Consider the following 26697-nt stretch of genomic DNA (forward strand, 5'->3'; position numbering starts at 1 on the left):
GCTTGTTGGTTAACTTCACCTCACAGTAATCGTATTATTTTTGGCTTTAGTGTATTTTTTTCAGTTGGCCTGCTATTTGTGCAGAATTAATCCAATGCGTTAAAACACAACATATTGTGTCTTGTTTTAAATTATTCGGCATATGGTGTGATTTTTTATTGAAAAAACAAAAAAACAGTGTATCATAGCTAATGTATTAATATATATAATTGCGAATATCTATTAAAAGAGCAAACGATAAGCATGCGGGAGGTAGTATATCACTAGAGCTAAGCGTATAGGAGATAAAACAGGAAAAAGATTGGATAGTTCATTCACCTAGTGAGTAACGATCAAAGCTGCAAAAACTTAGGTTATAAAATAAAATCAACAAGAACAAGGAGAGGGGTAGATGGCGATTTTAGTAATAGGCGGAATGATTGGTGCGGGAAAAACAAGTGTAGCTAATCTTTTAGGAGGAGCTTTAGATAGTGAAGTGTTTTATGAAAATGTAGAGGATAACGAAATCTTGCCTTTGTTTTATACAGCAAGCGAGGAGGAACAAAGCTTAAAAAGGTATCCGTTTTTATTGCAACTGGAATTTTTAAATAGTCGTTTTAAAAGTATTAAAGAGGCGTTACATAATAAAAACAATGTTTTAGATCGTTCCATCTATGAAGACTGGTATTTTGCTAAAGTAAACGCAAATTTAGGGCGCATTTCAGACACCGAGTTTAATATATACGAGAAATTGCTCAATAATATGATGGAAGAATTACAAGAACTTCCTAAAAAGTCCCCGGATCTAATGGTCTATTTGCAAGGGTCTTTTGAAACGATTCTTTACCGTATCGGTTTGAGAGGCAGAGACTTTGAGCAAGACCAAAGTTTACTTGATTACTATAAAGCGCTTTGGGAAGGATATGACCATTGGGTTACGAAACACTACAATGCTTCTGATGTGCTGATCATTAACATTGACGATATTGATGTAGTCAATAACCCAGAGGATGCCTATGCTGTTGTAACAATGGTCAAAGATAAATTAGCAGAGATGGAGAATAGAATGAATGAATAAATTAGTAACAATTTTGGGCATTATAGTCATGCTGGGGATTTTATATCTCTTATCAGATAATAAAAAAGCAATCAATAAAAGAACCGTAGCTACTGCTTTGGGAGCGCAGTTAGTTTTGTCGCTATTCTTAATTAAAGTTCCTGTGGGCAGCTGGATCATTGAACAGTTAGCAGGAGCTGTAACTAAGTTGTTTAGTTTTGCTAACGAGGGGCTTGCTTTTGTTTTTGGGGATTTATTTGGAAAAGGGTATTTCTTTATTGATGTACTAGGCGTCATTATTTTCTTATCTGCCTTAACAGGTATTTTAGGCTATTTAGGTATAGTAGGTTGGGTAGTTAAAGTAATCGGAGGGGCTGTAGGCAAATTATTAGGCACCGAGAAAGCGGAGTCTTTTGTAGCTGTAGCTAATATGTTGTTAGGCCAGACAGAAGCACCTTTCTTAGTTGCTAAGTATCTGCCTAACATGACGAAGTCAGAATTGATGACCGTTTTGGTTTCAGGTATGGGATCCATGTCCGCTTCTATCTTAGTTGGGTATAGTTTGCTCGGTATTCCTATGAAATGGCTTTTGATTACAACGGCTTTGGTTCCTTTTGGGTCATTGCTCGTCGCTAAGATCTTAACGCCAGAGACAGAAATCAGTAAAGTATCAGACGTAACATTAGACCGCAAAGGCGCTAACACATCCGTTTTTTCCGCTATGGCTGAGGGAATCAACAACGGGTTGCAAATGGTTTTAGGTATCGGTGCTAGTTTGATTGCAGGTATTTCTATTGTAGCGCTGTTAAACAGTTTGTTAGGTTTAGTCGGTACTAGCTTTACAGGGGCTTTAGGCTATATCTTTATGCCTATCGGTTGGCTAATGGGCTTAGCTGGTTCCGAGGCCATGATAGCCGGGCAGCTTTTAGGGACAAAATTATCGATTAATGAATTCGTAGCTTATGCAGATCTAGCGCCTTTGATGACAGATTTATCTGAGAGAGCCATAGCGATGTTATCCGTTGCTGTGGGTAGCTTTGGAGCGTTCTCTAGTATAGCTATTTGTGTGACAGGTTTATCAGTATTTGCTCCAACTAGAAAAAATGATTTGTCTAAACTAGCTTTGCGAGGAATGTTAGGCGGCTTTATTGTTCCGATATTATCTGCAATGTTTATAGGGTTATTTTTATAAAAAAGTCATTTTGTTAAGTGCTATAAGTAAAAATAAGACCGCTGATCCTAACAAATCAGCAGGTCTTATTTTTTTCATTTTTAATTAAAAAAACATTCAGTTAGTGCTCTTTTTAAAACACTATTCAATTACTAGAACTGGTCCTTTTGAAGAAATACTGTGTATCGCTAAAAATAAAGCACTCAATGAAGCGTGGGAAGCTGTATTGAACTTATACAGTGAACAGTAGAAGAAAGACTAAAACAACCAGATAATCAATAAAACGGCAATGATGACTTGGAAAAGGCCGATCAATAGCCCGTAAAGCATAGTTTTTGGTCCTTCTTTAATAATATCCGAAAAATTTACACGTAAGCCAATTGCAGCTAAAGCAGCAATCTCAAATTGATTGCTGATGGTTTCTGCACCGTGAAGGGCTGATTGAGGCAGCTGAGTAAAACTTCTAAGGATAAATAAAAGAAAGAAACCAATAATAAACCAAGGAATGCCAATTGATTTTTCCGGATTTTTATCAGCAGCCGAGACAACAGTTGTTTTAGAAAACAACGGCTCTTCTTCATTTACATTTAATTTACCGTATATAAGTGCAACAGCTACAATAAGAAGAACTCTCATCAATTTGAATACAATGGCTAAATTAGTTACTTCTCCGCTGACTAATTTAGCAGATGCGATAACTTGACCGATTGATTGGACTGTTCCGCCGATTAGAGCTGAGGTTTGAACAGCTTCGTTATGGTAAAGAACAGAAGAAATAAGCGGCAATAAAATCATCAAGAATGTTCCTACAATGTTGACAGCCGTAATGGACATGCCTTTGTCTTTATCGTTTGCTTTAATGACAGGAGAAACTGTACCGATTGCAGAAGAACCGCAAACGGCGTTACCGGCCCCCATTAATAATGAAAATTTCTTGTTAAATTTCATAGCACGGCCAATCCAATAAGTTATAAAAATAGTAGCAATCATTTGAAGAAGAATGAAAATAAAACCGATAGAGCCAACTTGTTTGATGATTTGGAAATTAAGAATCAATCCATTTAAAACAATGGACAGTTCTAACAATGTCTTTTCAGAGAATTTGGTACCGCTGTTTAAAGAAGGTTTATTTAATAGTGTATTTCCTAGTAAAATTCCTATAAAAATAGCAATTAATGCCGAACCCATAGTAGGCAGAAAAACAGCTAGGTATTGACTAAATATAGAAACAATTATACTGATAAATAAACCAGGCAGAATAAGTTTTGATTTTTTCTTTAGTTGAGTTAGCATCTTGTCTCTCCTTTGTATAAACTCTTTTATAAGGGAAAGTTTACGCTTTAATTTGCATAAGTTAAAATAATCATTTATTATACATTTATAAATTAGATTTATAAATGAGGGAAAGCCATGTTGGACTATCGCTATCAAACATTTCTTACACTTGTGGAAGAAATGAATTACACTCGAACAGCAAAAAAGTTGCATATTACTCAGCCGGCTGTTACGCAGCACATTCAATACTTGCAGAATCAATTGGAAGTTGAGTTGGTTCATTATGAAGGCAGACAGTTGACGATAACTGAAAAAGGAAAGCAATTGCAAAAAGACCTTTTCTTGCTGCAAAAAGAAATACAGCAAATTCAAGAACAATTAAATCCAAAAGAAGAAAGACCTTTCTTTACATTTGGAGCGACACTAACGATCGGCGAATATATGATGCCAGATCTTATTGAATCTTATATGCAGACTTATCCTACGCACGAGCTTTCTATGGTTGCAGATAATACAAAATCATTGGTTGATTTGTTGAAACATGGAAAAATTGATTTCGCTTTTGTGGAAGGAGAATTTAACCAGCACTTTTTTGGGTTTCATAAAATTTCTACAGAACCGTTTATTGCAGTATGTTCAGAAAAAAGCTTTTTATGGAAAAAAGAACAGAACATTACTGATTTATTTTCATATCAATTGTTGACACGAGAACAAGGATCAGGCTCACGTCTAATTTTAGAGACAGCTTTAAAAAATCAAGGGATTCATTTAGATAGTTTTATAAAAACCATGACGATTGGAAGTATTGGTTCCATCAAGAAGTTAGTGGAAAAGAATCTCGGAATCACTTTTTTATATCGTAGAGCGGTTGAAGAAGAACTTAAAAATAACAAGTTAAAAGAAATTAAATTAAAGGATTTTACTATTGAACACCCTTTTCATTTAATTTATTTAAAGGAAACAAATTTAAAAGGAATGAAAGCAGCAAAAAATTTTATGAATTTTATAAAGTAAACTCAGATAAAAATCAACTGTTATTTCATAAACACATGAAATGGCTTAAACTCATATATCTATAAACAAAAGCAGCAGCTAATTTAATTGGCTGCTGCTTTTGTTTTAATCCTTAGATTAATTAGTTCATACGGATAAGTTGAACGTTGCATTTTAAAATGAAAAACTCAACTCATATTATATTCTGTAATAGTACCTTATTTCTATAGGAAAATAAAACACATGAATTTTTTTGGAGAAGTGCATTGAGATAAGCCACAAGCTTGGAGACGTCTGTTGGTTAGAAGTTATTTTCTATAGTTAGCAAAAGTGAAGGCTCTCTTATTTTCTACCTCTATTTTCTTTCATCAGAACAAGTAGCCTTGCTTAAAAAATACTTGTTCTGATGAAATATTCTGGCGGGTTCATTATTTAAAATTAAGTTATCTTCTTGAAAAACTGCCAAATAAATGCAAAATGACAATTCCATTTTTTTTGTCAGCTTACGAAAAAATTAGTTTATGTAAAATCATATGTTGTAACCAAACAGGTCCTCTAACGCTTTTGCTGTAGCGTTAGAGGACCTGTTTCAATTAATTTATCCTATCCAGGCTTAATCTTCAACACTTGCGCGACTTAAGTCAAACTCTACACCAACGGGGTGGAGAATGATTCCCTTAACAGCAGGATTACGAAGTTGTGTTTCTGCTTCTTGATACAATGGAATGAAGGCAAAGTCATCGGTCAAGACTTTATGTGCTTGTTGAAGATCGTTCCAACGTTTTTCGTCATCATTGGCATTCGTTGTTTTTGCTAAATCAATAAGAGCGTCAAAATCGGTATTTGTGTAGCCGCCTTCGTTGTATGAAGAACCGCTGTATAGAAGGTCCATGAAGTTGATGGCATCAGCGAAGTCAGCTCCCCAACCAGTTTGAAGAATATCGAAGTCGCGAGAATCAGCTAGAGCAAGACGGTTTTTCTTAGGAACGTTACGCAAATCAAGGGTGATACCTGGTAAGTTGTTTTGAACTTGACCTTGAACATATTGGCTGATTTTTTTGTTTTTCTCATCATCATCACCAACTAGAGATAACGTAAGGGTATCAACGCCTAGTTCAGTTTTTGCTTCTTCCCATAGCTCTTGAGCACGTTGGATGTCGTAAGATAGGAACGTTCCTGCTTCTTCAGCGAAATCAGTACCGGTAGCTGGATTAGTTACAAAGTCAGCTGGTAAAAATCCGCCGATTTCAGTAGAACCGTCACCTAAAACGGTGTTTACTAAATCATTTGCGTTGATAACTAGACCTAATGCTTCTCTTAATTTAGCATTTTTCAGGTATTCATTATCCCAGTTAAATTCCAAATAGGCTGTTCGAGCTTTCTTTTGAACGACAACATTTTCATCACCAGTATACTGTTTTACCATTTCTCCAGTTAGATGAGCATTATCAACTTGGCCACCTTCAAATAAGTTAACAGCGGTACTTGTTTCTTTTATGACTTGAACATTGATAGTGTCTAAAGCAACGTCATCAGCTGCATAGTAATCCTCGTTCTTTACTAAGTCCCAAGTTAATCCAGTTCCATCCCAATTTTCCAATACAAATGGACCATTAGCGATGATTGCATCACTAGATGAGCCGTATTGTTCTCCTTGTTCTTCAACAAAGGCTTGATTTTGGGGAAAGAAAGCCGTGAAGGATAACAAGAATTCAAAATAAGGCGTTGGTTGCGTTAAGTTAAAAGTAATTTCATAGTCGCCATCAGCAGTAACTCCCAACTCATTTGCATCTTTTTCTCCAGACATAATTTCGTTGGCATTTATAATGGTTTCAGCTAAATAACTATACGATGCACCAGTGTCAGGATTTACTAATTTTTGTATGCCATACACGAAATCATGGGCAGTAACAGGATCCCCATTAGACCATACAGCATCTTCACGAAGTTTATATGTATAAGTCAGTCCGTCTTCCGAGATAACTCCTTCTTCAGCTGCAATTGCCGGTACGGGGTCTCCCTCTTCGTCGATCCTCAATAACCCTTCGATAACATGGCCTAAATAGTTTGCACTATTGTTATCGGTAATTAAAGTAGTATCCATGGTAGCTAATTCTGTGGGTGCAGTATAATGAACAACCTGCCCCTCGGGATTTACGCTTGTGCTGCTTGCGGATTCAGTACTCGTTGAACTTGAAGAGTCTCCATTTCCGCTACATGCTGTTAATAAAAGTGCAGCCCCAATTGAAGCCGCTAATTTGTAAGACAATTTCATTATTATTACTCCTTTATCTACTTAGTTTAATACAGCTGTGTTTGTCATGAAATTCTCCCATCAAACAATAGATTGTGAGATGGGAAAGGATCCTTAAACAACTAGTTTGAGGACTCATTAGTACAAAGAATTGTCTATCCGGTTAGATTGCAACCGATTGAGTCAAAGATTCCACAGCTTTCATTGCCTGTAACACATCTTCTTTTGTAACTCCCGGTACCGCCAAATTAAAGGTTTCAGCATCAGATGCAGCGAATGCAGCTACTTTTTCAGCTTTTTTCAATACTTCTTCAGTTACGCCAAAATCAGAAAAACGATGAGGGAATTGGTTTTCCACAAAGAAAGGCAGTAATTTTCGGACTTCTGCTTGGTCACCGGAAGCCCAAAGCTGAACAAGAACCCCATAAGCTACTTTTACACCATGTTCAAAAGCATGGGTTTCGTGAACGAGCGACATTCCGTTATGAATGGCATGTGCTCCAGCCATTCGACCATATTCACCGGCAAATCCGCCAACTGTTCCAGCAATCGCCACAACTGCTTCTGCAACGCGCTGGAATGCAGGTGTTAATTCACCGCGTTCCAAACTTTCTAATGCTTCTTTGCTGTCTTTTAGAAGCAGCTCTTGAGTAACTTTTGCAGTTTTCAATCCGACTTGTACCATAGCAGGCAATTCAGTAGCTACATGTCGAGTGATGCCTTCTGCTTCATACCATTTAGCCAACGTATCTCCGATGCCGCCCATAAAATATTTTTTAGGAGATTCTACCAATAAATCTAAATCCATTAAACACAACAGAGCAGCTTTTTCGTAATAATCAACGACTTTAAATGAGTGATCAGGATGATAAACGGCGGAAAGTGGAGTATAGGCAGCACAGGTTCCTAATACAGTAGGAATGGTGACATACTCAACTTGTAATAAATCCGCTGTTCCTTTTGCAGTATCCAAAGCACGTCCACCGCCGATTCCGACTATACAATCGGTACCTTCTATAAGTTTGGAGAGGCGAGCCATATCTTCATGGGAAGCAGTGCCATCATACTGATAAACAGGTAATTCTAAAGAACCTTTATAATATTTTTGGAAAGCTTTATATGACAACTCGCCAGTGATGATAACGGGAGTGGCAAAAGAGGATAACTTTTCATCTAAATAGTTTAGTGCTCCTGGTTCACACAAAAACTGACCGGGACCTGGACGAACAACTTGACTTAAACGCATAATAAATACCTTCTTTCTGTTATTTAAGAGATTATCTTGCTAAAGAGACTGCAGTAGGAAATTCATAAGAATAGTTCCAATTTGTGCTGGTGAAATTTGTATCTACAGTTCAGTTTCATTAAATATTTAATAAAACTAATGTCACTTTCCATATCACCACATCCTTTCGAGAAAATAAAAAGACCACCTATTCAATAAATGAATGGGTGATCTAAATCCCATTCAACCAAACAAGCGTGAATAGGACTTAAACTACTGTAAAAAACCTACAGTGCTTAAATCCTGGTTCTAATAATAATAGCTGTTTGGTTGAGTAAATATGTCATGGGATCTTTCCTCTCATAAGTTAATAATGATAGCATAACGCTTTATGGTTAAAAACTCAACCCTTTTTATCATCGTATTGTAATCTTAAGTTAATGAAGCGGCTTGAATTAAACACTGTAAACCAACATATCCTATTAATTCTAAATTATTTTAGGCATAATGGAATGACAAACAAAAAAGGAGTTTAACTATGAAGCTAACTAACGCATCACTGATTATCGCAATAATCTTCGGAGTAGGTCTGATGTTAATGAAAGTTCCTTATCCTTCTTTATTCCTGTATTTTATTCCGGCAATTATTATTGTAAATGTTATTAGGATATGGGAAAAAAACAAACTGAAAAAAGACTGATTATTCTAAAAATCCGATATAGCAATTTTATCGTACTCTATTAGGAAGTTTCTAATATCTAATGCTTTAATTCTTATTTATGCAATTCAACTGTAACTTATCGTTTAATCAACGGGTTCGATTGTTATGTTATTTTAATCAGTTAAACTATACTTGTAGTGAAGCGAAAAAAGGGACGGTGTCTATTATGAAGATTAAAGGAACAGCAATCAACATGTTGAAAAGCTATATTGAATTAGTCATAATTACTTTAGTTATTCACTTTATAAGCAACCTCAGTTTCAAAGGTTTTTTCCCTATTCCCCTATGGCTAATACCAGTATCTATTTTTATGGTAGGAACGGGTCTTGATAAAAAAATTGAAAAGATTTCTCCCAAAAAGGTATTTAAGTGAAATTAACAAGAACACTACGGGCTAATGAAAGCGTTGTTTTAATTAGCGGTAGCTATTGCAGCATTCATTATTCAAATCGAAAGTTGTTTAGCTGGTTTTCTAAGGATCGTTAGAGTTAACATTAAGTGGGATTGTAAAAGGCAATGGAAGAATAAAATAATTTTCGTTTTATCAAAATTAGGAGGGAAATAAATGGACTATATAAAATTTGGAAATACTGGAATGGATGTTTCACCGATTTGTCTTGGGTGCATGAGTTTTGGCGACCCTGATACATGGCTGCATAAGTGGGCTTTAAAAGAAGAAGAAAGCCTTCAGATTATTAAAAAAGCCATTGAATTAGGCATTAACTTTTTTGATACCGCTAACGTTTATTCTTTAGGAAAAAGCGAAGAAATTCTTGGGAAAGCTATAAAAAAATATGCTAACCGGGAAGATGTGGTCATTGCCACGAAAGTCCATGGGAAAATGAACGACAGACCGAATGGATCAGGCTTATCAAGAAAAGCGATCATGTCTGAAATAGACAATAGTTTAAACCGTTTGGATATGGATTATGTAGATTTATACATCATCCACCGTTGGGATTACGACACACCTATTGAAGAAACTATGGAAGCTTTACACGATGTCGTTAAATCGGGTAAAGCAAGATATATTGGTGCTTCTTCGATGGCTGCTTGGCAATTTCAAAAAGCTAATAATGTTGCCAAACAGAACGGTTGGACACCTTTTGTCTCAATGCAAAATCATTATAATTTGATGTATCGAGAAGAAGAAAGAGAAATGCTGCCTTTCTGCGAAGACCAAAAAATCGCAGTAACGCCTTATAGCCCACTTGCATCAGGTCGGCTGACAAGGGATTGGACTGAAGTAACTAAAAGATCCGAAACCGATTTTATCGCTGAATCCAAATATGGTTCCACAGAAGCTGTAGACAAAGTCATTGCAGACAGAGTAGCAGAACTTGCAACGCATAAACAAGTAGAACGCGTCCATATTGCTTTGGCGTGGCTGCTGCAAAAAGAAGCTGTTACAGCTCCTGTTATTGGAGCAACTAAAATGGCTCATTTAGAAGATGCGGTAACTGCTTTAAGCGTGAAATTATCTAATGAGGAAGTAGCTTACCTTGAAGAACCTTATACTCCACATACTATTGTTGGGTATAGTTAAGAAAAATAGGATTTCAAAAGGGGAGTGAGACAAAAAGCGTTTAGACCCGAATCACTGGAACGAATAAGCGCAGTATGGTCACAGACCATCGAGCATTATTCGTGAAGTGGACGTCGGGTCTGCTTTTTGGAACACGTTCTAGAATAAATATTCGGATATGCAAAAGAGGTTGGGACTTTTGTCCCAACCTCTTTCACTGTGTTTATTCTTGAAAAGTCCGAATATACACCGGATTTTTACATGGCCAGAGAAACAGAAGCTGAAAACACTTTTGCAACCAACAGTTGCGGGATTTCCAGCTATGGATGGTGGGATGCAACCAAGCATCATGGTAAACTTAAGATAGAAAACAGGAGGTGCTTCTTTACCTGACGTAGAAAACATCATAGAAATAAGCCGTTTTTTTGATACTTCGATAGATTATCTGCTGAGAGATGATTTTCAAGAAGGCAATGAAAAAATTGAAAACAAGTCGAAAAAAAGTACTGCTGTTTTATCTAGTACGGTATTGTTAATGATGTCGACTGCATTTATGATCGTAGGTTTGCTCATTTCGTTCAGCACATGGTACGATCATCAGACCTCCGAAGCAATCGTAAGCGGTATGATCATACAAATCGTTGGTGCAATTCTTTATGGTATTGGAAAAATGTTGTCTAAATCAACTACCATTTTGGTTAGTCCTCTGTTGAATGTTCTGTTAATTACACTCATACCAGCTTCAGTCTTATCAAATCTGCTAGTTGGACAATCACTTGCACCATACCCAACAGAGAAAAACGCGGTATTAGTTTTTACCATCCTGATCCTCGCAGTTTTAGGAGTAAGTTATGGAGTTATTCGAAGACGCAATATAAATAAGAAACAGTTCAAATGTTAGAAAATAAGGAAATCTAATTTTAAAAAAATAAAAATAAACCGCCAATCCTCTGCTTTGTGGAGAGGGAGACGGTTTATTTTTGGTTTTCTCGAGTCATTTCTGAAATAGGATTAAAGGTCGTTTAGATAACCCAAAGCATATTTGACATGTAATTCAGTAGCAACCGCTAAGCCACGCTCGTCAATATCGAAGTTTTCGTGATGGTGGCCGAACCATGTGTCTGGGTCTTCAGGGTTTTTCGTGCCGACACGAGCGTAGACTCCTTCAGCAACCGCTAAAAAGTCAGCAAAATCATCGGCTCCTAAACTTTTTTCGTTGTCTTTGATGACATTTTCTTCACCCACTATTTCAGCACCAATGCGAGCTGCACGGTTTGTTGCGGTTGGATGATTGATCAGCGGAGCAGCAGCATCGTAGTTTTTAAATTCAATCGTTGTACGATGTGCTTTTGCAACATCCTGTGCAATACGTTCCACGGCTTCTAAAACGAATTTGCGTGTTTCATGGCTAAAAGTACGAACCGTTCCTTCTAATGTGGCTTCGTTTGCGATGATGTTATACCGCGTTCCAGCTTTTAAGACACCAACAGCTACAACGACGTTATCTAATGGGCTAACTTCACGACTGACGATGCTTTGCAGTTCGACGGTGATTGCTGCAGCCGTCAGTAAAGCGTCGCGTCCCAAATCAGGACGAGCGGCATGTCCGCTTTCACCGCGAACAGTGATTGAAAAGATGTCGCAAGAAGCGTTGGTCGGACCAGCTGTTGCTACGATCTTGCCGGTTTCAACGGACGAATCTAAATGAAGGCCAAAAACTTGATCGACTCCTTCAACGAAACCACCCTCTACAAATTGACGTGCACCGGCTCCGATTTCTTCGGCTTGTTGAAAAGCTAGTTTGATTGTTCCGTAAAAATCAGCTTCGTGTTGTTTCAAGATTTTGGCTGCGCCTAATAAAGCGGAGGTATGTCCGTCATGTCCGCAAGCATGATGCAATCCTGGTTGCGTGGATTTATACGATTTATCTTTGGCATCTTCTAATTCTAATGCATCGATATCCGCTCGCAGCAACAGTGTTTTTCCCGGACCTTTTCCGCCGACGATCGTTCCAATAGCACCCGTTTCGCCAACTGCTTCATAAGGAATCGCTAACTTGTCGAGTTCTGCTTTGATGCGTTTGATCGTTTCATATTCTTTTAAACTCGGTTCAGGGTGTTGGTGAAAGTAGCGACGTAAGGCAATCACGTCTTCGGCTCCTTGTTGGACTTCTTCTTTAATGGTCGAACTGGTCAATGTAGTGGTCATGAAAATCATCCTTTCAAATTGTAGTAGTGGGGAACAAGTACGTCATGAATAGTGGAAATAGAATTAATTTTCATCCCAAGCAGGAACAGAAGAACCTTTGGACGTTTCTGCAATGACTTCTTTGGTGTCTTCTGCTTGATAAGCTTTGACAACTTTTTGATAGATATCATTTTCTGCATCTTCAGAATTGGCGACAATAATATTGATATAAGGATCAGATTTCTCATCTACTGGTTCTAAGAAAACTGCATCTTCAGTTGGGATAAAGCCAGCATCAACGGCCATCCCGCTGTTAATAACAGAAATGGCAACATCGGGCAGAGAACGAGCGGTTTGGGCAGCATCTAATTCTTTGATTTCTAAATCTAATGGATTTTCTGTAATATCGTTGACAGTTGGCGTTGTTCCGGCAGCAGGGTCGACGGTCAGTAAGCCAGCAGTTTGCAGAAGCAGTAGTGCCCGTCCGCCATTGGTTACATCATTAGGAATTGCGACCACATCTTTTTCTTTGACTTCATCAATTGAAGTTAAGTCGTTGGAATAAAGGCCTAAGGGAGCAATATAGGTTTTCCCAATAGTGACTAAGTCATTGCCGCTTTCAGCATTGTAAGTATCCAGAAAAATTTGATGTTGAAAAGAATTCAAATCGATTTCACCCTCGGCGAGAGCAGTATTGGGTTGTGTATAATCCGTTAGTTTAACGAGTTCTAGTGTGATGTTTTCTTTTGCCAACTTATCGGCAACGAATTCCCATACATCTTGTTCTTCACCGACCACACCTAATTTAACGACAGGTGTTTCATCTGCAGCAGAACGGCCGCACGCTGCTAAGAAGAGGGATAAAACAAGTAAAGCAGATAAATAATATTTTTTAGTGATTTTCATAGTAGAATTCAAGCTCCTTTAGCGTTAGTTTAACTGTAAATGATTATTTCCAAACAGGAATCGATGATCCTTTAGATGTTTTTTCAATAACTTCTTTCGTACCATCTGTTTGATAAGCCGCAACAATTTTATTGTATAACTCATTGTCTTTGTCTTCTCCGCGAACAACGATAGCATTCACATATGGATCAGAAGATTCTGTTACCGGTTCAAGGAAAATAGCATCTTCAGTTGGGATAAATCCAGCATCGACGGCCATGCCGCTATTGATCACTGAAGCCGCAACATCTTCTAACGCCCGAGCTGTTTGCGAAGAATCTAACGGTTGGAGGGTCAGGTTCAATGGATTAGAAGTCACGTCTTCAACAACGGGGACCTGGCCTTTAGCTGGGTCCACTTCAATCAAACCTGCTGTTTGCAATAACAATAAAGCACGTCCTTCGTTAGAAACGTCATTTGGAATGGCGATAGTGTCATTTTCTTTGATTTCACTAATATCTTTTAAATCTGATGAATAAATTCCCAATGGGGCAATAACCGTATCGCCGATGGGTGTCAAATCTTCGCCGTGATCTTCATTAAAAGCTTCCATGAAAATTTTGGTTTGGAAAGAATTTAAATCTAATTCGCCTTCTGCCAGAGCAGTGTTTGGAGTAGCGTAGTCAGAAAATTTGACCAATTCAAGATTGATGCCATCTGCTGCAAGTTGTTCTTTGACATATTCCCAAGGTTCATTCACTTCGCCTACCACTCCTAATTTAACGGTAGTCGTTTCTTCTCCGGTGGCTTCATTGCCGTTGCCGCAAGCAGCAGTCAACAGAACTCCTGCTGTCAAAATAGTTCCAATAGCTAATTTTTTAAGTTTTTTCATTTTTGATTTCCCCTTTTTTCTGTTTTTTAGTTTTTGTAAACCGAATCAATGTGTGGTTCTTTTAACCAATTGGTTTCCAATAAATTGGCTGATGAAAACAATCAGCAAAATGATTAACGTAGCGACTAAAGTAACGTCATTTTGGTATCGGTTATAACCGCGTGCAATAGCTAAGTTCCCTAATCCGCCGCCGCCAATCGCGCCCGCCATAGCCGTCAATCCGATTAAATTGATAATGGTCAAAGAAGAAACGCGAATAATAGCGGTCAAGCCTTCTTTTAAATAAACTCGGAAAATGATTTCTAACGGACTAGAGCCCATTGATTGAGCAGCTTCAATGACGCCGGAGTCAACTTCTAATAAAGCGATTTGAATTTGTCGGGCATAGAAAGGCACTGTTCCAATCACTAACGGCACGATAGCGGCAGTTGTTCCAATAGAAGTGTGGACCAGAAACCGTGTTAATGGAACGACCAAGGCCAACAAGATAATAAAGGGCAGCGAGCGGAAGACATTGACAAATTTATCCAAAATATTGTAAAGCGGAGTATTTTCCAGGATACCGTTGTTATCCGTAACCACAAGAATCACACCTAAAATGATGCCTAAAACACCTGCGATCAGGCCAGTCACGCCCACCATGTAAAGCGTTTGAAGAGTGCTGGCAATGATTTCATCTTTTAAAGGAATAACATTTTCAAAGTAAGTTGTTAAGAAATTCGTCATAATTTTTCCTCCTTATTAAATAGCTTTGGTTTCTTTTTTAAATTGAATGACTTTTTGCTGGTGATTGATCAAGTTGACTTTTACCTGATTTGATTGCAGATAAGCAATAGCTTTGCTGCGCTGGCTGGCTTCTCCAGAAAAGACAACGATTAAATTTCCGACAGGCGTTTCTTGTAAAAATTCAACATTTCCAAACAAAATATTGGTGGTCACTCCAAAGCGAGTCGATAAAGCCGCAATCAACGGTTCACTGGTACTTGCACCGACATAGGAAATATTGGCTAAGACATCATCCGATTGCAAGTTCAATAAGGTCGGGTGTTTAAGCAGATTTACTAATGCACGATCCGTGTGAGTAGCGGTACTGATAAATTCTTTAGTAAGTTGTTCTGTTGGTTCAGTGAAGATGGAAACAATGTCGCCAGCTTCAACGACATGTCCATTTTCCATGACTGCGACTCGATGACAAATCTCTTTTACAACTTGCATTTCATGGGTGATAATGACAATGGTTAAAGCAAGTTTTTGGTTTAATTCTTTTAACAATTCTAAAATAGAAAGGGTCGTTTTAGGATCTAATGCGCTGGTAGCTTCATCACATAACAAAACTTCAGGGTCGTTGGCCAGTGAACGAGCAATCGCAACACGCTGCTTTTGACCGCCGGAAAGTTGAGAAGGGTAAGCACTGCTTTTATCGGATAAACCGACCAAGTCCAGTAATTCAGCGACACGTGCTTTGATCTCAGGTTTGGTCAATCCTGATTTCCTTAATGGATAAGCGACGTTTTCTGCAATGGTCCGTGAAGCCATCAAGTTAAAGTGCTGAAAAATCATGCCGATTTTTTTGCGTGCAGCCCGTAATTCTTTTGATTTTAACTGGACCAGATTTTGATCGGCTACGATAACTGAACCTGCTGTGGGGCGTTGTAGTAAATTGATCGTTCTTACCAAGGTGCTTTTTCCAGCACCGCTGTAGCCCACGATACCGAATACTTCACCTTTTGGGATGGTGAGGGTAACGTCGTTCACTGCATGGATATCTTGTTCTTTGCTGTTAAATGTGACGCTGACATTTTTTAATGAAATCATTTTATAGCCTCCTAATAGTTGTTGTAGAAATAAAAAAGCGCTCATCCAATAATCTACTTTGCAATAGATTAAAGGACGAACGCTTGAACATTCGTGTTACCACCTTTGTTTAAGTTATTTTCGCAAATAACTCCTTATAAAGTACAAGAACAGATTGTTCTGATACTCGAGCACGTTAATGGGTGCACCCATGATAGCCTGATGTCTGGTCTTATCTGACACTTGGTATCCCGCTCGGAGGCCATTTTCGTTCTACTTTTGCAAACCTGTTTTCAGCTGCCAGGCTCTCTGTTGTTGCAATCGATAGAAGTACTTTTCTCGTCACTGCGTTTAAGACTATTAAAATAAAAAATCGTCCTTAAAAAGAAACAGAAAAACTGTCTCTTTTTAAGGACGAAAGCCATTAGCTCTTTCGTGTTACCACCTTAGTTTATAAAACCATCACTGGTTTTACCTCATTCAGTCTAAAAAGATTATTGCATCTTAATGTAACTGAGGCACTGTAACGGGTGCACCCGGAATAAGCTAAAATGAATCTAATCATTGTTTGCATCATTCCACTCCAAGACCATCTTCAGCTCGACATCCTTCCCCATTTGCAGCAAGTTACTGGGTTCTCTAAAAAGTTCTGTCGGAACGTACTCTTCTTATCATAGTGTTTGGTTAGTTGACTTGCTTTTAAATATACAGGGACAAAATGAGAAAGTCAACCATTAAATGAGAATAAGATGAAAAACATATGTGAGGAAAAGAGTGGGAGAAATAGCAGGTTTTGTGGAAGAGGAGTTTGAAACATGCTATAGTAGGATTTGTTAAAGGAGAGGCATCTCCGATGACAAAATAAACAGAGTAGGAAATAAAGCGTTAAGTGTTGATGGGATGGGATGTTGCCCTCAAACGAAAAATTGTCTTGGCAATTTGCGGTTTTATTTCTGCATTCGCTGCATAGTTTTTATGTGGGGAGCTCTTAAAGGAGATCTTCAAAATGAACAAAAGTAAGTTTGATGCAAGAAGTATTTCGATTATTGGCTTGTTGATGGCGTTGGAAATTATATTGACCCGCTTTGTTTCAATAGAAACTCCCATTGTCCGAATTGGTTTTGGGTTTTTGCCAGTAGCGATTATCGCTATGTTGTATGGCCCTTGGATTGCAGGAGTGGCCGCAGCGATCACTGATTTTATGGGAATTATACTTTTTCCAAAGACAGCACTTTTTTTTCCAGGGTTTACGTTATCTGCTTTTTTAGGTGGCGTGATTTATGGATTGGTTTTGTACAAAAAGCCAAAAACACTTGGACGAGTGATTCTTGCAGTAGTTCTAGTGGCCGTTATCGTCAACTTGGGATTGAACACGTGGTGGTTAACCATTTTATTGGATAAAGCTGCCTATGTTATTTTCCCTGCACGAGTGATTCAGAACCTTGTGCTGGCTCCAATCAATGTGGCATTATTATACTTTGTGTTGCAAAACAAAACCTTGCGTAAAGCAACGGGAATCCAGTGAAAATTGTCCATTTAATAGTTGTTCAAAAAGTATGTCCTTTTTAGGATATGCTTTTTTTGAAAGAATAAAATTGACTCCTCTATAGAAAAAAGTTAGAATAATGAGAATAAGATGAGGAATGGTTTTGTGAAAAAATTCAAAGCAAATAAATGGAGGCAACAAAAATGAAACCCTATACTTTCGGAGAGCGGCAAGCAGACGTAGATTACCAATTGCGTATTGGCGTATATGGAATCGTCTATGATTCAGAAAAGGACAAACTGCTGCTGGTTTCTCCGCCTAATGGATCGTATTTGCTTCCAGGCGGTGAAAAAGAAAATCAGGAAACAGATGAAGAGACCTTGCAACGCGAATCTCTGGAAGAATTAGGTTACCAAATCGAAGTAGGACCCCATTTAGGCGATGCAGAAGATTATTTTTATTCTACTCATCGCAAACAGTATTACCACAATCCAGCATACTTTTATGTCATTAAAAAATGGGAAGCTGTGAGTGAACCGTTAGAAGATTTTAATGAATTAGAATGGATGACTGTAACGGAAGCCCTAAAAAAATTGAAGCGCGGCAGCCATCAGTGGGCCGTTGAACAATGGCTGAAAAACCAAAAAAAATAAAAAAATAGTAAAAGACCAGCTGGCATAGTCAGCTGGTCTTTTGGTAAAGAATGTTAAAAATTATTTGTCTGCTTGGTATTCAACTGCTGTCACCGTAGCATCAATATTGCCTTTGGTGGCTTTTGAATAAGGACAAAAAGCGTGAGCTTTGTCTGCTAATTTTTGTGTTTCTTCTGTGTTTTTGCCTTCAACAGCTACTTCAATTTTAGCAGCCAATTTAAATCCATTGTCTGTCGGATCGGAAAGCAATTCGACGGTCAATGTTACTTGTGACTTTCCAGTAACATTTTCTTCTTTCATCATATGTTCTAGAGCGGAGTTGAAACAAGCACTGTATCCAAGCGCGAACAATTGCTCTGGGTTGCTGCCTTGTCCAGGACCGCCCATTGCTTTTGGAGTTGATACACGAACTGAGAAGGATTTATCTGGTAAATGACTTTCACCGTCACGTCCACCTGTATTGATAGCCGTAGTTTGGTACATAACTTTTGATTCTGACATTTAATAAAAACTCCTTTCTGATATCATCGTACATATTGATTATACAAAAGAACGGAAGAAAACCCTAACAAAACGCTTTACAAAAAAGCATAGCAGCTGCAGTTCTTATAAGGGATTCGTTGAATTTTTGGTCGGAAGTTTGCGTGCCTTATCTTTACGCTTGTCGCATCCTTAAGTTCCGCAAGATGTGTTTGCCTACCTTAAAGATAGAGGTTTAACCTTATTAAGGTACTCAAAAGAGGTTTGGGTGCCCTGTGGATAGAGATTTAAATTCCTTTACTCACTTTCGAACGATAAAAAAACCTAAAATGACTGTTATAAAGGCATTTCAGGTTTTTTTACTGTCAAGCGTGAGGATATACAAAAAAGAAGGAAACCTTAACAAAATGCCTTACAAAAGGAGGCAGCTGAAGACTTAATTAGGGAATGGCTGTTTGATTTTATCACGCAAAGGTTTGGGTTCAGTTAAAAACATTTGCGGCTCTTCGACATAAATGCGGTGCCAAACCATAAAAGTTAAAGCTGTCCAAATTTTGCGAGAATGATCTATTTTTCCAGTTCGATGTTTTTCCAGCAAATTGATGAGGTAAGGCTTCTCTAATAAGTGTTCGGTTTTAGATTCTTTTATGATGGCAAGTGCCCATTCATACAGTTCATCTTTTAACCAATGGCGGATAGGAACTGGGAAACCAAGTTTTTTTCGGTAAATCACATTATCTGGAACAATGCCTTCTACTGCTTTTCGCAAGATGTATTTTGTTGTTCCGTTAGCGATTCGAAGTTTTGCCGGTATTTTTCGGGCAACTTCAAATACTTCTTTGTCTAAGAAAGGCGTTCTTAATTCCAATGAATAGGCCATCGTTGTCCGATCTGCATTCAAAAGCAAATCTCCGCTCAACCACGTATTGATATCAATTAATTGCATTCTATCGATAGGATCATAATTAATGGTTTGCTCGTAAAAAGGTTTTGTGACTGCTTGATAAGGAAAATGCAAATCATAGTTTACTAAGATTTTCTTTTTTTCAAATTCATCAAAAATTTTTGCGTTGCCCACGTATCGATCTTCTAAAGCCATCGTTCCTCTTATAAGGAAGCTTTTGCCTTTAACACCTTCTGGCATCAGCCGAGCCAATCGATTAAGGGCTCGGTTCGTCATTTTCCCTGTGTTTTTAAACAGTTTTAAGGAGTTTGGCTCATTATAAATGCCATATCCGCCAAACAACTCATCAGCACCTTCGCCAGACAAAGCAACCTTTACATGTTTTCGGGCCAATCTTGATAAAAAGAATTGAGGAACAGCGGCCGGGTCTGCTAAAGGATCATCCATATGCCATACAAAACGAGGAAATTCATCCATGAATTCCTGTGCAGTGATCGTGTAGCTGAAATTTTCTACTTTTAACTCTTCAGCGGTTTCTTCTGCTAAATTTATTTCGCTGTAACCTTCTCTTTCAAAACCAACCGAAAGTGTTTTTAATTTCGGATTGAATTCACGTGCAATAGCTACGACGATGGAAGAGTCGATTCCTCCTGACAAAAAAGCTCCTACAGGAACATCTGAACGCATATGTTTTTCGATCGAATCAAATAAGGCAGCTCTTATTTCTGCTGTAATGTGTTCTTCAGAATTGGCTGCAGGAGTAAAGTCGGCTTGCCAATATTTAGAAATCGTCAGATCCTCATTCATTTTTTTTGTGATAAAGTGCCCAGGAGCTAATGCTTTAATCGCAGTATGCATCGTTTCTGGTCCTGGAACGTATTGGAAAGTCAAATAATTCTGTAGAGAAGCTTGGTTTAGCGGTTGAGGATCAAGGACACTTAAAATAGATTTTTTCTCTGAAGCTATGTATAAACAGTTGTTTTCAACGGCGTAATAAAAAGGTTTTATTCCAAATTGATCGCGTGCTCCAAAAAGTGTTTTTTCATGCTTATCCCAAATAACAAAAGCGAACATTCCTCTTAACTTACTAGTCACTTCTTCTTTATAAAATAGATAAGCTGCTAGAATCACCTCTGTATCGCTGTCGGTTTGAAAAGCGAATCCTTTTTCAATCAGTTCATTTCTTAATTCGATGTAATTGTAAATCTCACCATTAAAAATAACTCGGTACCGATCACCCTCATAAGAGAGAGGCTGGTGCCCATTTTCAATATCGATAATGCTAAGTCTTCTAAAACCTAGTGCAATGGCATCATCGAAATAGTACCCTTCGTCATCTGGTCCCCTATGAATAATTTGTTTGTTCATTTTCTCAACGACAGCTTTTTGTTCCTCTAACCACGTTTCTCCATCATTTGATAAGCATCCTACAAATCCACACATTCTATTTCCTCTTTTCAATGTTAGTCTAACGTTTAATTTGTAAATCCAAAAAACCAGTTTAATTAATTTGCTTTTATTATTATAACCGATTAGACTTCGGAATGTTACATAAATTACATAATTTTTAAATTTATGTAATAAAAGTAATAAACAAAGTTTTTAAGCGTTATAATTTGTAAAAAATTCGCTGGTTGTATAAATATACTGAATGTAAGGCTGAAAAGTAGTACACTATAGTAAAAATACTTACGTTAAAGAAAGCAGGAATCAGAATGCCATTTATCCATATCGAATTAGTTGAAGGCCGGACAGCAGAACAGAAAGCCAATTTAGTGAAAGAAGTAACCGAGGCTGTAGTAAAAAACACGGGTGCTTCCAAAGAAAGTGTCCATGTCATTCTCAATGAAATGAAAAAAAGCAATTACGCTAAAGGCGGAGAGCTGCTAGGGTAAATGCAAAAAATAAAGTTAGAAAAAACCGCTGAGATTATTTTCTCAGCGGTTTTTTCTAAGGCTATTAATCTTTAAAAGCTAGTTTTTCGATCGCAGTAGCAACGCCGTCTAGTTCATTAGAGTGTGTAATGTGGTCGCTAATGTCTTTGATGCTGTCGATGGCATTATCCATAGCAACACCGATACCTGCGAAAACAAGCATATCGCGGTCGTTCTCATTGTCTCCGATCGCCATGATTTGTTCTCTAGGGATATCTAAAATAGATGACAAATCTTTTAACGCTTGGCCTTTACTAGCAGATTTATTTAAGACTTCCAAGTAAAATGCTTCGCTTTTTAAAACGGTGTATTTTTCATAAAATTCTGCGGGGAATTGAGCAATGCCGCGGTCTAAAATGGAAGGTTCGTCAATCATCATCATTTTGCTGATTTCTAAATTTGGATCCATTTCTTCGACACTGCGGTATTTGATAGGCATATTCACCAGCGAAGATTCTCTGACCGTATAAGGGCTGATGTCTTTATTCGCCGTATAGATAGCTTCTTGATCGATCGTTTGGCAGTGAACGCCAACTTTGCGGCTCATGGCTTCGACTTCTAAAAAGTCTTCAAATGTCATCGTGTGGTGAGCGATAGCTTTTCCATCATAAGCTTGTTGAACTAAGGCACCATTGTAAGTGATAACATAGTCGCCTTTTTCTTCCAAATTCAATTCTTTCAAGAAGCCGATGACGCCTGGTAAAGGCCGGCCGGTACAAACAACGATTTTAATGCCTTTTTCTTTGGCTTTGATAAGGGTTGCTTTTACTTTCGGGCTGATTGTTTTTGCATCTGTTAGTAGTGTGCCATCTAAATCGATAGCGATTAGTTTAATTGTCATGTAGTATTATTCCTCCAATGGGTTAGTGGGTTGTATGATTGCATCATTTTTGATGTAACGTTTGAAATCTTGGTAAATCGGTTCGAATAGAGTGATTTCTTTAGGCGTTTTAGGTTTTAAAAACTCTTTTGGAAAATAAAACCGTTCATCTCCGCGGACTTTACCCGTAAGCGAAGAAACGATTTCACTCACTTTTGACAATTCGATGAATGAACCGTCTTGGTACATCAACTCTATTTGCGTCCGGTTGGCAATTTGGTTCGGACGGTAAAAATCGTATGGTAAATCGTAACTGTTATTAATGGCTGTGTAGTAATCAATGTCGTAACCAGCTTCTTGGATCAAAACTTGCAGTTTATGCAAGATGGGCTCATCGTATTTACTCGAGAAATTAACCGATTTGAACGGTTTACGATCGAGAAAACGCGTCGCTAAGTCGCTTAAAATCGGATCTTGTTCATCGCGCCAAAGAGTGAAATACGTACTCAACACGCCATCATCTAGTTTTAAATAGTCTTCCAATGTAAATGTTTGGTCGAAAAAGGGAACCAATAAGTCTGCTTTGTTTTTCATTTGCAAATCAGATTCTTCGTATAGCCGTTTAGCCCGTTTCAATAAGTGATCGAGAATCACTTCCATACTGCGAGAAACAGGGTGGAAATAAACTTGCATATACATTTGATAGCGGCTGACGATGTAGTCTTCAACAGCGTGCATCCCAGAAATTTGAAACGCAATGCCGTCTTTATAAGGACGAATCACGCGCAGGATCCTGGTCAAATCAAACGTTCCGTAGTTTACGCCGGTAAAGTAAGCATCACGCAGCAGGTAATCCATTCGATCAGCATCGATTTGGCTGGAAATCAGCTGCACGACTTGCGGGTTTGAGTAGGTTTTTTGAATCACGCTGGCAACTTTTCCGGGAAAGTCAAGAGCGACTTTAGCTAAGATTTGGTGGACTTCCGTTGTAGGAGACGTGATGATTTCTACCGTGATGGCTTCATGGTCAGTCTGGAAAATACGTTCGAATGTATGCGAGTAAGGGCCGTGTCCAATATCGTGCAGCAAAGCAGCACATAAAACGACTAAACGTTCCGAATCGTCCCAACCGCCGTCGCCAGGAACTTTTGTGGCATAATTACGAGCGAATTTATCACAGATCCGTCGAGTGATTTCATAAACGCCCAACGAGTGAGTGAAGCGGGAATGCTCCGCACCATGGAATGTAAAAGAAGACGTTCCCAGTTGTTTGATACGACGCAGCCGTTGAAATTCTCTTGAATCAATCAAATCTAAAATCACTTGATGTTGGACATGAATGTAATCGTGAACGGGGTCACGGAAAACCTGTTCCATAGGCAATTGTTGATTTGCATCGTATCTAGGCATCAGTCTAACAGCTCCTTTTCTAAGTCATCTTGCAGCATTTGGACATTGCGTCGAATCATTTTTTGCTTGGCTTCTTCATAAGAGGCTAGAATATCGGGTGTATAGTTGCCGTTTTGAATCGTACAATGGTTTTTTTGCAAGGCTTGAAGGATCTTTTCCTCCACATCTGCAACAGTTAGGGAAACACCTAATAGTTCTTCCAACGTTCCCATTACCGCAGGATCGATCGTTGGGAAGTGCCATTTGACCGTTTCGCCTTTTAATCCAGCAGCATAAAAGTCATGCAGCATTTGAGCGCGTTTTTGCTGGTTGCCGTTGACGCTCAAGTAAATCATGACAGCGACCCCGTTTTTCAAGCGGCGTTGAGCAATTCCCGCAAATTTTTTGCCATCAATGCTCAGATCGAAATCGCCAGGGCAATAAGAATCTGGAATCTCATAAGCTTCAATCGTTTTAGCATAAGCCCCAAAGGCCTCGCGAATCAAACGCAACATAAATTCGTAGCCTTCATCGATGCTGATCTTGTTTTCAGGATCTTCGGGAAAAATCAAAGAAAAGTTCAAGACGCCTTCGTCTCCGACAACCGCTAAACCGCCTGAATTACGCACAATGTAATGCTGATCATTGGCTTTGAGGCTAGCTAAAGCATCCCTGAAGTAGGGCAATTTTGTATCCATCATACCCAAAATCACCAAATCGCTCGTTGGCCAAAAATGAAGAGCTGCTTGCTGCTGGTTTTTTCCAATGTACGTCATCAAGCTGTCTGCCAAAGCGAAATGGGCTACTGGCTGGTTATTGAACGGCATCGTTGCCGCATCAAATAGTAAATAAGAGTGGTTGGTCAAAAAGTCAGTTTTTTCAATTTCAGGCATAGGTTTACTTCCTTTATTTAAAGTTCAAATCTGTTCATTCATCTTATTATAACAAATTTTAGGATAGACTCCTATGAAACCGAGCATTTAGCAAGAAAATAATGAGAGTTATCAAGATTCATTGACCCGTTTGTATCGATAAGGCTATACTGGGTACAATTAAAGAACATAAAGAAAGAGGAAGAAAAAGAGGCGATTGAGATGATACAAACCTTGCCAAATCAAGCCAATCTAACGATGAAAGATTTCTCAAATCTGTACCGGATGATGTGGGAGATCCGCTATTTTGATGAGCAAGTGGAAGAATTATTCGCTGCTGGGAAAATTCATGGCACGACCCATTTGTCGATTGGGCAAGAAGCTACCGCAGCTGGAAGCGGGTATTTATTAAAACCAACTGATTACATCACTACGACTCACCGCGGTCATGGCAATACGATTGCTAAAGGAACCGATATGGCAGCTATGATGGCAGAATTGTTTGGTAAAAAAGGCGGAACCAACCACGGGAAAGGCGGCAGCATGCATATCGCCGACAGTGCAACGGGCAACTTAGGTTCCAATGGAATCGTTGGCGGCGGATATCCGATTGCTGTAGGTGCAGCTTTGACTGCTCAAATGACTAAAACTGAAGATGTCGTTATTTGTTACACTGGTGACGGATCTACTAATGAAGGAAGTTTTCATGAAGCGTTGAATTTAGCTTCTATTTGGCAATTGCCGGTTATCTTCTTTATTGAAAACAATCAGTATGGAATGAGCAGTTCTATTGAACAGATGGTCAATATTCCGGAATTATCCAAACGAGCTGAAAGTTATGGTTTTGAAGGGAAAACGATCGACGGCAATAATTGGCTGGAAGTTATCGATGCAACAGCCGCGGCCATTGAAAAAGCACGGAAAGGCGGCGGGCCCACCTTGATCGAGGCGTTGACTTATCGGTTTAGAGGTCATTCAAAATCAGACAAGCGGGAATACCGCAGTGCGCAGGAAGAAGCTGAGTGGTACGAAAAAGATCCGATTTTACTGGCAGAACAACAATTATTAGCAGCAGATTTGGCGACTCCTGCAGATTTGGCTAAATGGCAAAAAGCAGCCTATCAAAAAGTCCAGCAGGCAATAGCAACAGCTGAAAAAATGGAAGATGCCACATTGGCGGATCTAGAAACAAATGTATATGCCGATTAGGAGGAATAGCATGCGCGAGATAACGTATTTAGCAGCGATCAATGAAGCGTTGGATGAAGCATTGGCTGAAGACGACCGTGTCTTTTTGATGGGGGAAGATATCGGCCTTTATGGCGGTGGTTTTGGTGCGACAAAAGGATTGATCGAAAAATATGGTGCAGAAAGGATTCGCAATACGCCGATCTCAGAGAGCGCTTTAGCTGGAGCTGCAGTAGGTTCGGCAATGACAGGACTGCGTCCGATCATTGAAATACAATTTTCAGATTTTATTACGATTGCAATGGATCAGCTCGTCAATCAAGCGGCCAAAATCCATTATATGTATGGCGGCAAAGCGACGGTTCCGCTTGTGATGCGAACAGCCGGCGGTTCAGGGACTGGACATGCGGCTCAGCATTCACAAAGTTTAGAAAACTGGACAGCACATATCCCGGGGTTGAAAGTGGTGCAACCATCGACTGCTTATGATGCTAAAGGGCTGTTGCATGCTGCCATTGAAGACAATAACCCAGTCATGTTTTACGAGCATAAGCTAAGTTACAAAACAAAGGGCACGGTGCCAGCCGGAAAATATGTTATTCCTTTAGGAGTGGCTGATATCAAACGCTTAGGTACTCATGTTACAGTCGTTGCCACGGGCATCATGGTCGAAAAAAGCTTAGCTGCCGCCGAACAATTAGCAGCAGAAGGCATTTCGCTTGAGGTGATCGATCCACGTACACTGGTTCCGTTGGATACCAAAACGATTATCCAGTCTGTTCAAAAAACTGGACGCTTGTTGATTGTCCATGAAGCAGTTAAGCGCAGCGGATTTGGCGGCGAGGTTGCAAGCCTAGTAGCAGAAAGTGAAGCTTTTTATGCTTTGCGAAAACCGATTCAACGTTTAGGAGGGAAAGCTATTCCGATGCCTTACCAAAAAGAATTGGAGTATCATGCTATCCCGCAGCTAGAAGATATTTTGGCAGCTGTTCGCCACTTGATGGATCGCTAAG

23 protein-coding genes and 1 riboswitch are annotated in these 26697 nt (G+C 38.9%); of the genes, 10 read left to right on the forward strand and 13 right to left on the reverse strand.

Going from position 1 to position 26697, the window contains the following annotated elements; genetic code table 11:
• Window positions 1–391: 391 nt before the first annotated feature.
• Both JHE06_RS01165 and JHE06_RS01170 read left to right on the forward strand, forming a co-directional pair.
• Complete coding sequence (locus JHE06_RS01165; protein ID WP_058919758.1) at window positions 392–1057, forward strand: deoxynucleoside kinase; 666 nt, start codon at window positions 392–394, stop codon at window positions 1055–1057.
• On the forward strand, window positions 1050–2228 hold the full coding sequence (locus JHE06_RS01170; protein WP_058919759.1) for a NupC/NupG family nucleoside CNT transporter: 1179 nt from the start codon (window positions 1050–1052) through the stop codon (window positions 2226–2228). Before JHE06_RS01165 ends, JHE06_RS01170 begins: the two co-directional genes overlap by 8 nt.
• A gap of 237 nt (window positions 2229–2465) precedes the next feature.
• Here JHE06_RS01170 and JHE06_RS01175 read toward each other — a convergent pair whose 3' ends face one another.
• Entirely contained in the window at window positions 2466–3500 is a 1035-nt protein-coding gene (locus JHE06_RS01175; RefSeq protein ID WP_058919760.1) for a YeiH family protein, read from the reverse strand.
• 117 nt (window positions 3501–3617) lie between these two features.
• Here JHE06_RS01175 and JHE06_RS01180 point away from each other — a divergent pair, with 117 nt between their 5' ends.
• On the forward strand, window positions 3618–4496 hold the full coding sequence (locus JHE06_RS01180; protein WP_082664230.1) for a LysR family transcriptional regulator: 879 nt from the start codon (window positions 3618–3620) through the stop codon (window positions 4494–4496).
• Between the two features lie 592 nt (window positions 4497–5088).
• Here JHE06_RS01180 and JHE06_RS01185 read toward each other — a convergent pair.
• Window positions 5089–6750, reverse strand: a complete 1662-nt coding sequence (locus JHE06_RS01185; protein WP_201089083.1) for a peptide ABC transporter substrate-binding protein — start codon at window positions 6748–6750, stop codon at window positions 5089–5091.
• A gap of 142 nt (window positions 6751–6892) precedes the next feature.
• A complete protein-coding gene (locus JHE06_RS01190) occupies window positions 6893–7975 on the reverse strand; it encodes an iron-containing alcohol dehydrogenase family protein (protein WP_058919762.1) in 1083 nt (360 codons plus the stop codon).
• Window positions 7976–9240: 1265 nt separating this feature from the next.
• Here JHE06_RS01190 and JHE06_RS01195 point away from each other — a divergent pair.
• Both JHE06_RS01195 and JHE06_RS01200 read left to right on the forward strand, forming a co-directional pair.
• On the forward strand, window positions 9241–10221 hold the full coding sequence (locus JHE06_RS01195; RefSeq protein ID WP_058919764.1) for an aldo/keto reductase: 981 nt from the start codon (window positions 9241–9243) through the stop codon (window positions 10219–10221).
• A gap of 514 nt (window positions 10222–10735) precedes the next feature.
• A complete protein-coding gene (locus JHE06_RS01200; protein WP_156413291.1) occupies window positions 10736–11101 on the forward strand; it encodes a hypothetical protein in 366 nt (121 codons plus the stop codon).
• 110 nt (window positions 11102–11211) lie between these two features.
• On the opposite strand, the gene JHE06_RS01205 is transcribed toward JHE06_RS01200, so the two are convergent.
• From JHE06_RS01205 to JHE06_RS01225, 5 genes are all read right to left on the reverse strand, one after another.
• Window positions 11212–12408, reverse strand: coding sequence for an amidohydrolase (locus JHE06_RS01205; protein ID WP_058919766.1), 1197 nt, complete (start codon window positions 12406–12408; stop codon window positions 11212–11214).
• Between the two features lie 63 nt (window positions 12409–12471).
• The gene (locus JHE06_RS01210; protein ID WP_058919767.1) at window positions 12472–13293 is read right to left on the reverse strand and encodes a MetQ/NlpA family ABC transporter substrate-binding protein; all 822 of its coding nucleotides are present in this window, start codon (window positions 13291–13293) and stop codon (window positions 12472–12474) included.
• Between the two features lie 43 nt (window positions 13294–13336).
• Entirely contained in the window at window positions 13337–14164 is an 828-nt protein-coding gene (locus tag JHE06_RS01215) for a MetQ/NlpA family ABC transporter substrate-binding protein (RefSeq protein WP_201089085.1), read from the reverse strand.
• 45 nt (window positions 14165–14209) lie between these two features.
• Complete coding sequence (locus tag JHE06_RS01220) at window positions 14210–14890, reverse strand: methionine ABC transporter permease (protein ID WP_201089086.1); 681 nt, start codon at window positions 14888–14890, stop codon at window positions 14210–14212.
• A gap of 15 nt (window positions 14891–14905) precedes the next feature.
• Complete coding sequence (locus JHE06_RS01225; protein WP_201089088.1) at window positions 14906–15979, reverse strand: methionine ABC transporter ATP-binding protein; 1074 nt, start codon at window positions 15977–15979, stop codon at window positions 14906–14908.
• 843 nt (window positions 15980–16822) lie between these two features.
• Window positions 16823–16925, forward strand: a riboswitch (THF riboswitch).
• A 39-nt stretch (window positions 16926–16964) separates the two neighbouring features.
• Here JHE06_RS01225 and JHE06_RS01230 point away from each other — a divergent pair.
• On the forward strand, window positions 16965–17483 hold the full coding sequence (locus tag JHE06_RS01230; RefSeq protein WP_058919771.1) for a folate family ECF transporter S component: 519 nt from the start codon (window positions 16965–16967) through the stop codon (window positions 17481–17483).
• A gap of 164 nt (window positions 17484–17647) precedes the next feature.
• Window positions 17648–18097, forward strand: coding sequence for an NUDIX hydrolase (locus JHE06_RS01235; RefSeq protein ID WP_058919772.1), 450 nt, complete (start codon window positions 17648–17650; stop codon window positions 18095–18097).
• Between the two features lie 60 nt (window positions 18098–18157).
• On the opposite strand, the gene JHE06_RS01240 is transcribed toward JHE06_RS01235, so the two are convergent.
• Both JHE06_RS01240 and asnB read right to left on the reverse strand, forming a co-directional pair.
• On the reverse strand, window positions 18158–18598 hold the full coding sequence (locus JHE06_RS01240; RefSeq protein WP_058919773.1) for an organic hydroperoxide resistance protein: 441 nt from the start codon (window positions 18596–18598) through the stop codon (window positions 18158–18160).
• A 415-nt stretch (window positions 18599–19013) separates the two neighbouring features.
• Window positions 19014–20924, reverse strand: coding sequence for an asparagine synthase (glutamine-hydrolyzing) (gene asnB / locus JHE06_RS01245; RefSeq protein ID WP_201089090.1), 1911 nt, complete (start codon window positions 20922–20924; stop codon window positions 19014–19016).
• A 272-nt stretch (window positions 20925–21196) separates the two neighbouring features.
• On the opposite strand from asnB, the gene JHE06_RS01250 reads away from it, so the two are divergent.
• Window positions 21197–21376, forward strand: coding sequence for a 2-hydroxymuconate tautomerase (locus tag JHE06_RS01250; RefSeq protein ID WP_058919775.1), 180 nt, complete (start codon window positions 21197–21199; stop codon window positions 21374–21376).
• 64 nt (window positions 21377–21440) lie between these two features.
• On the opposite strand, the gene yidA is transcribed toward JHE06_RS01250, so the two are convergent.
• The 3 genes from yidA to JHE06_RS01265 are packed head-to-tail and all read right to left on the reverse strand — an operon-like array spanning window position 21441 to window position 24517.
• Entirely contained in the window at window positions 21441–22256 is an 816-nt protein-coding gene (gene yidA, locus JHE06_RS01255; protein ID WP_058919776.1) for a sugar-phosphatase, read from the reverse strand.
• 6 nt (window positions 22257–22262) lie between these two features.
• Window positions 22263–23645, reverse strand: a complete 1383-nt coding sequence (locus JHE06_RS01260; protein ID WP_058919777.1) for an HD domain-containing protein — start codon at window positions 23643–23645, stop codon at window positions 22263–22265.
• Window positions 23645–24517 (reverse strand): lipoate--protein ligase family protein, encoded by an 873-nt coding sequence (locus tag JHE06_RS01265; RefSeq protein WP_058919778.1) that lies wholly within the window; start codon window positions 24515–24517, stop codon window positions 23645–23647. Before JHE06_RS01265 ends, JHE06_RS01260 begins: the two co-directional genes overlap by 1 nt.
• A 201-nt stretch (window positions 24518–24718) precedes the next feature.
• Between JHE06_RS01265 and JHE06_RS01270 the strand changes: the two genes are divergently transcribed.
• Window positions 24719–25705, forward strand: coding sequence for a thiamine pyrophosphate-dependent dehydrogenase E1 component subunit alpha (locus JHE06_RS01270; protein WP_058919779.1), 987 nt, complete (start codon window positions 24719–24721; stop codon window positions 25703–25705).
• 10 nt (window positions 25706–25715) lie between these two features.
• Window positions 25716–26696 (forward strand): alpha-ketoacid dehydrogenase subunit beta, encoded by a 981-nt coding sequence (locus JHE06_RS01275; protein ID WP_058919780.1) that lies wholly within the window; start codon window positions 25716–25718, stop codon window positions 26694–26696.
• The last annotated feature ends 1 nt before the right edge of the window (window position 26697 follow it).

The organism is Carnobacterium sp. CS13, assembly GCF_016653495.1.
Taxonomy (GTDB): Bacteria; Bacillota; Bacilli; order Lactobacillales; family Carnobacteriaceae; genus Carnobacterium_A; species Carnobacterium_A antarcticum.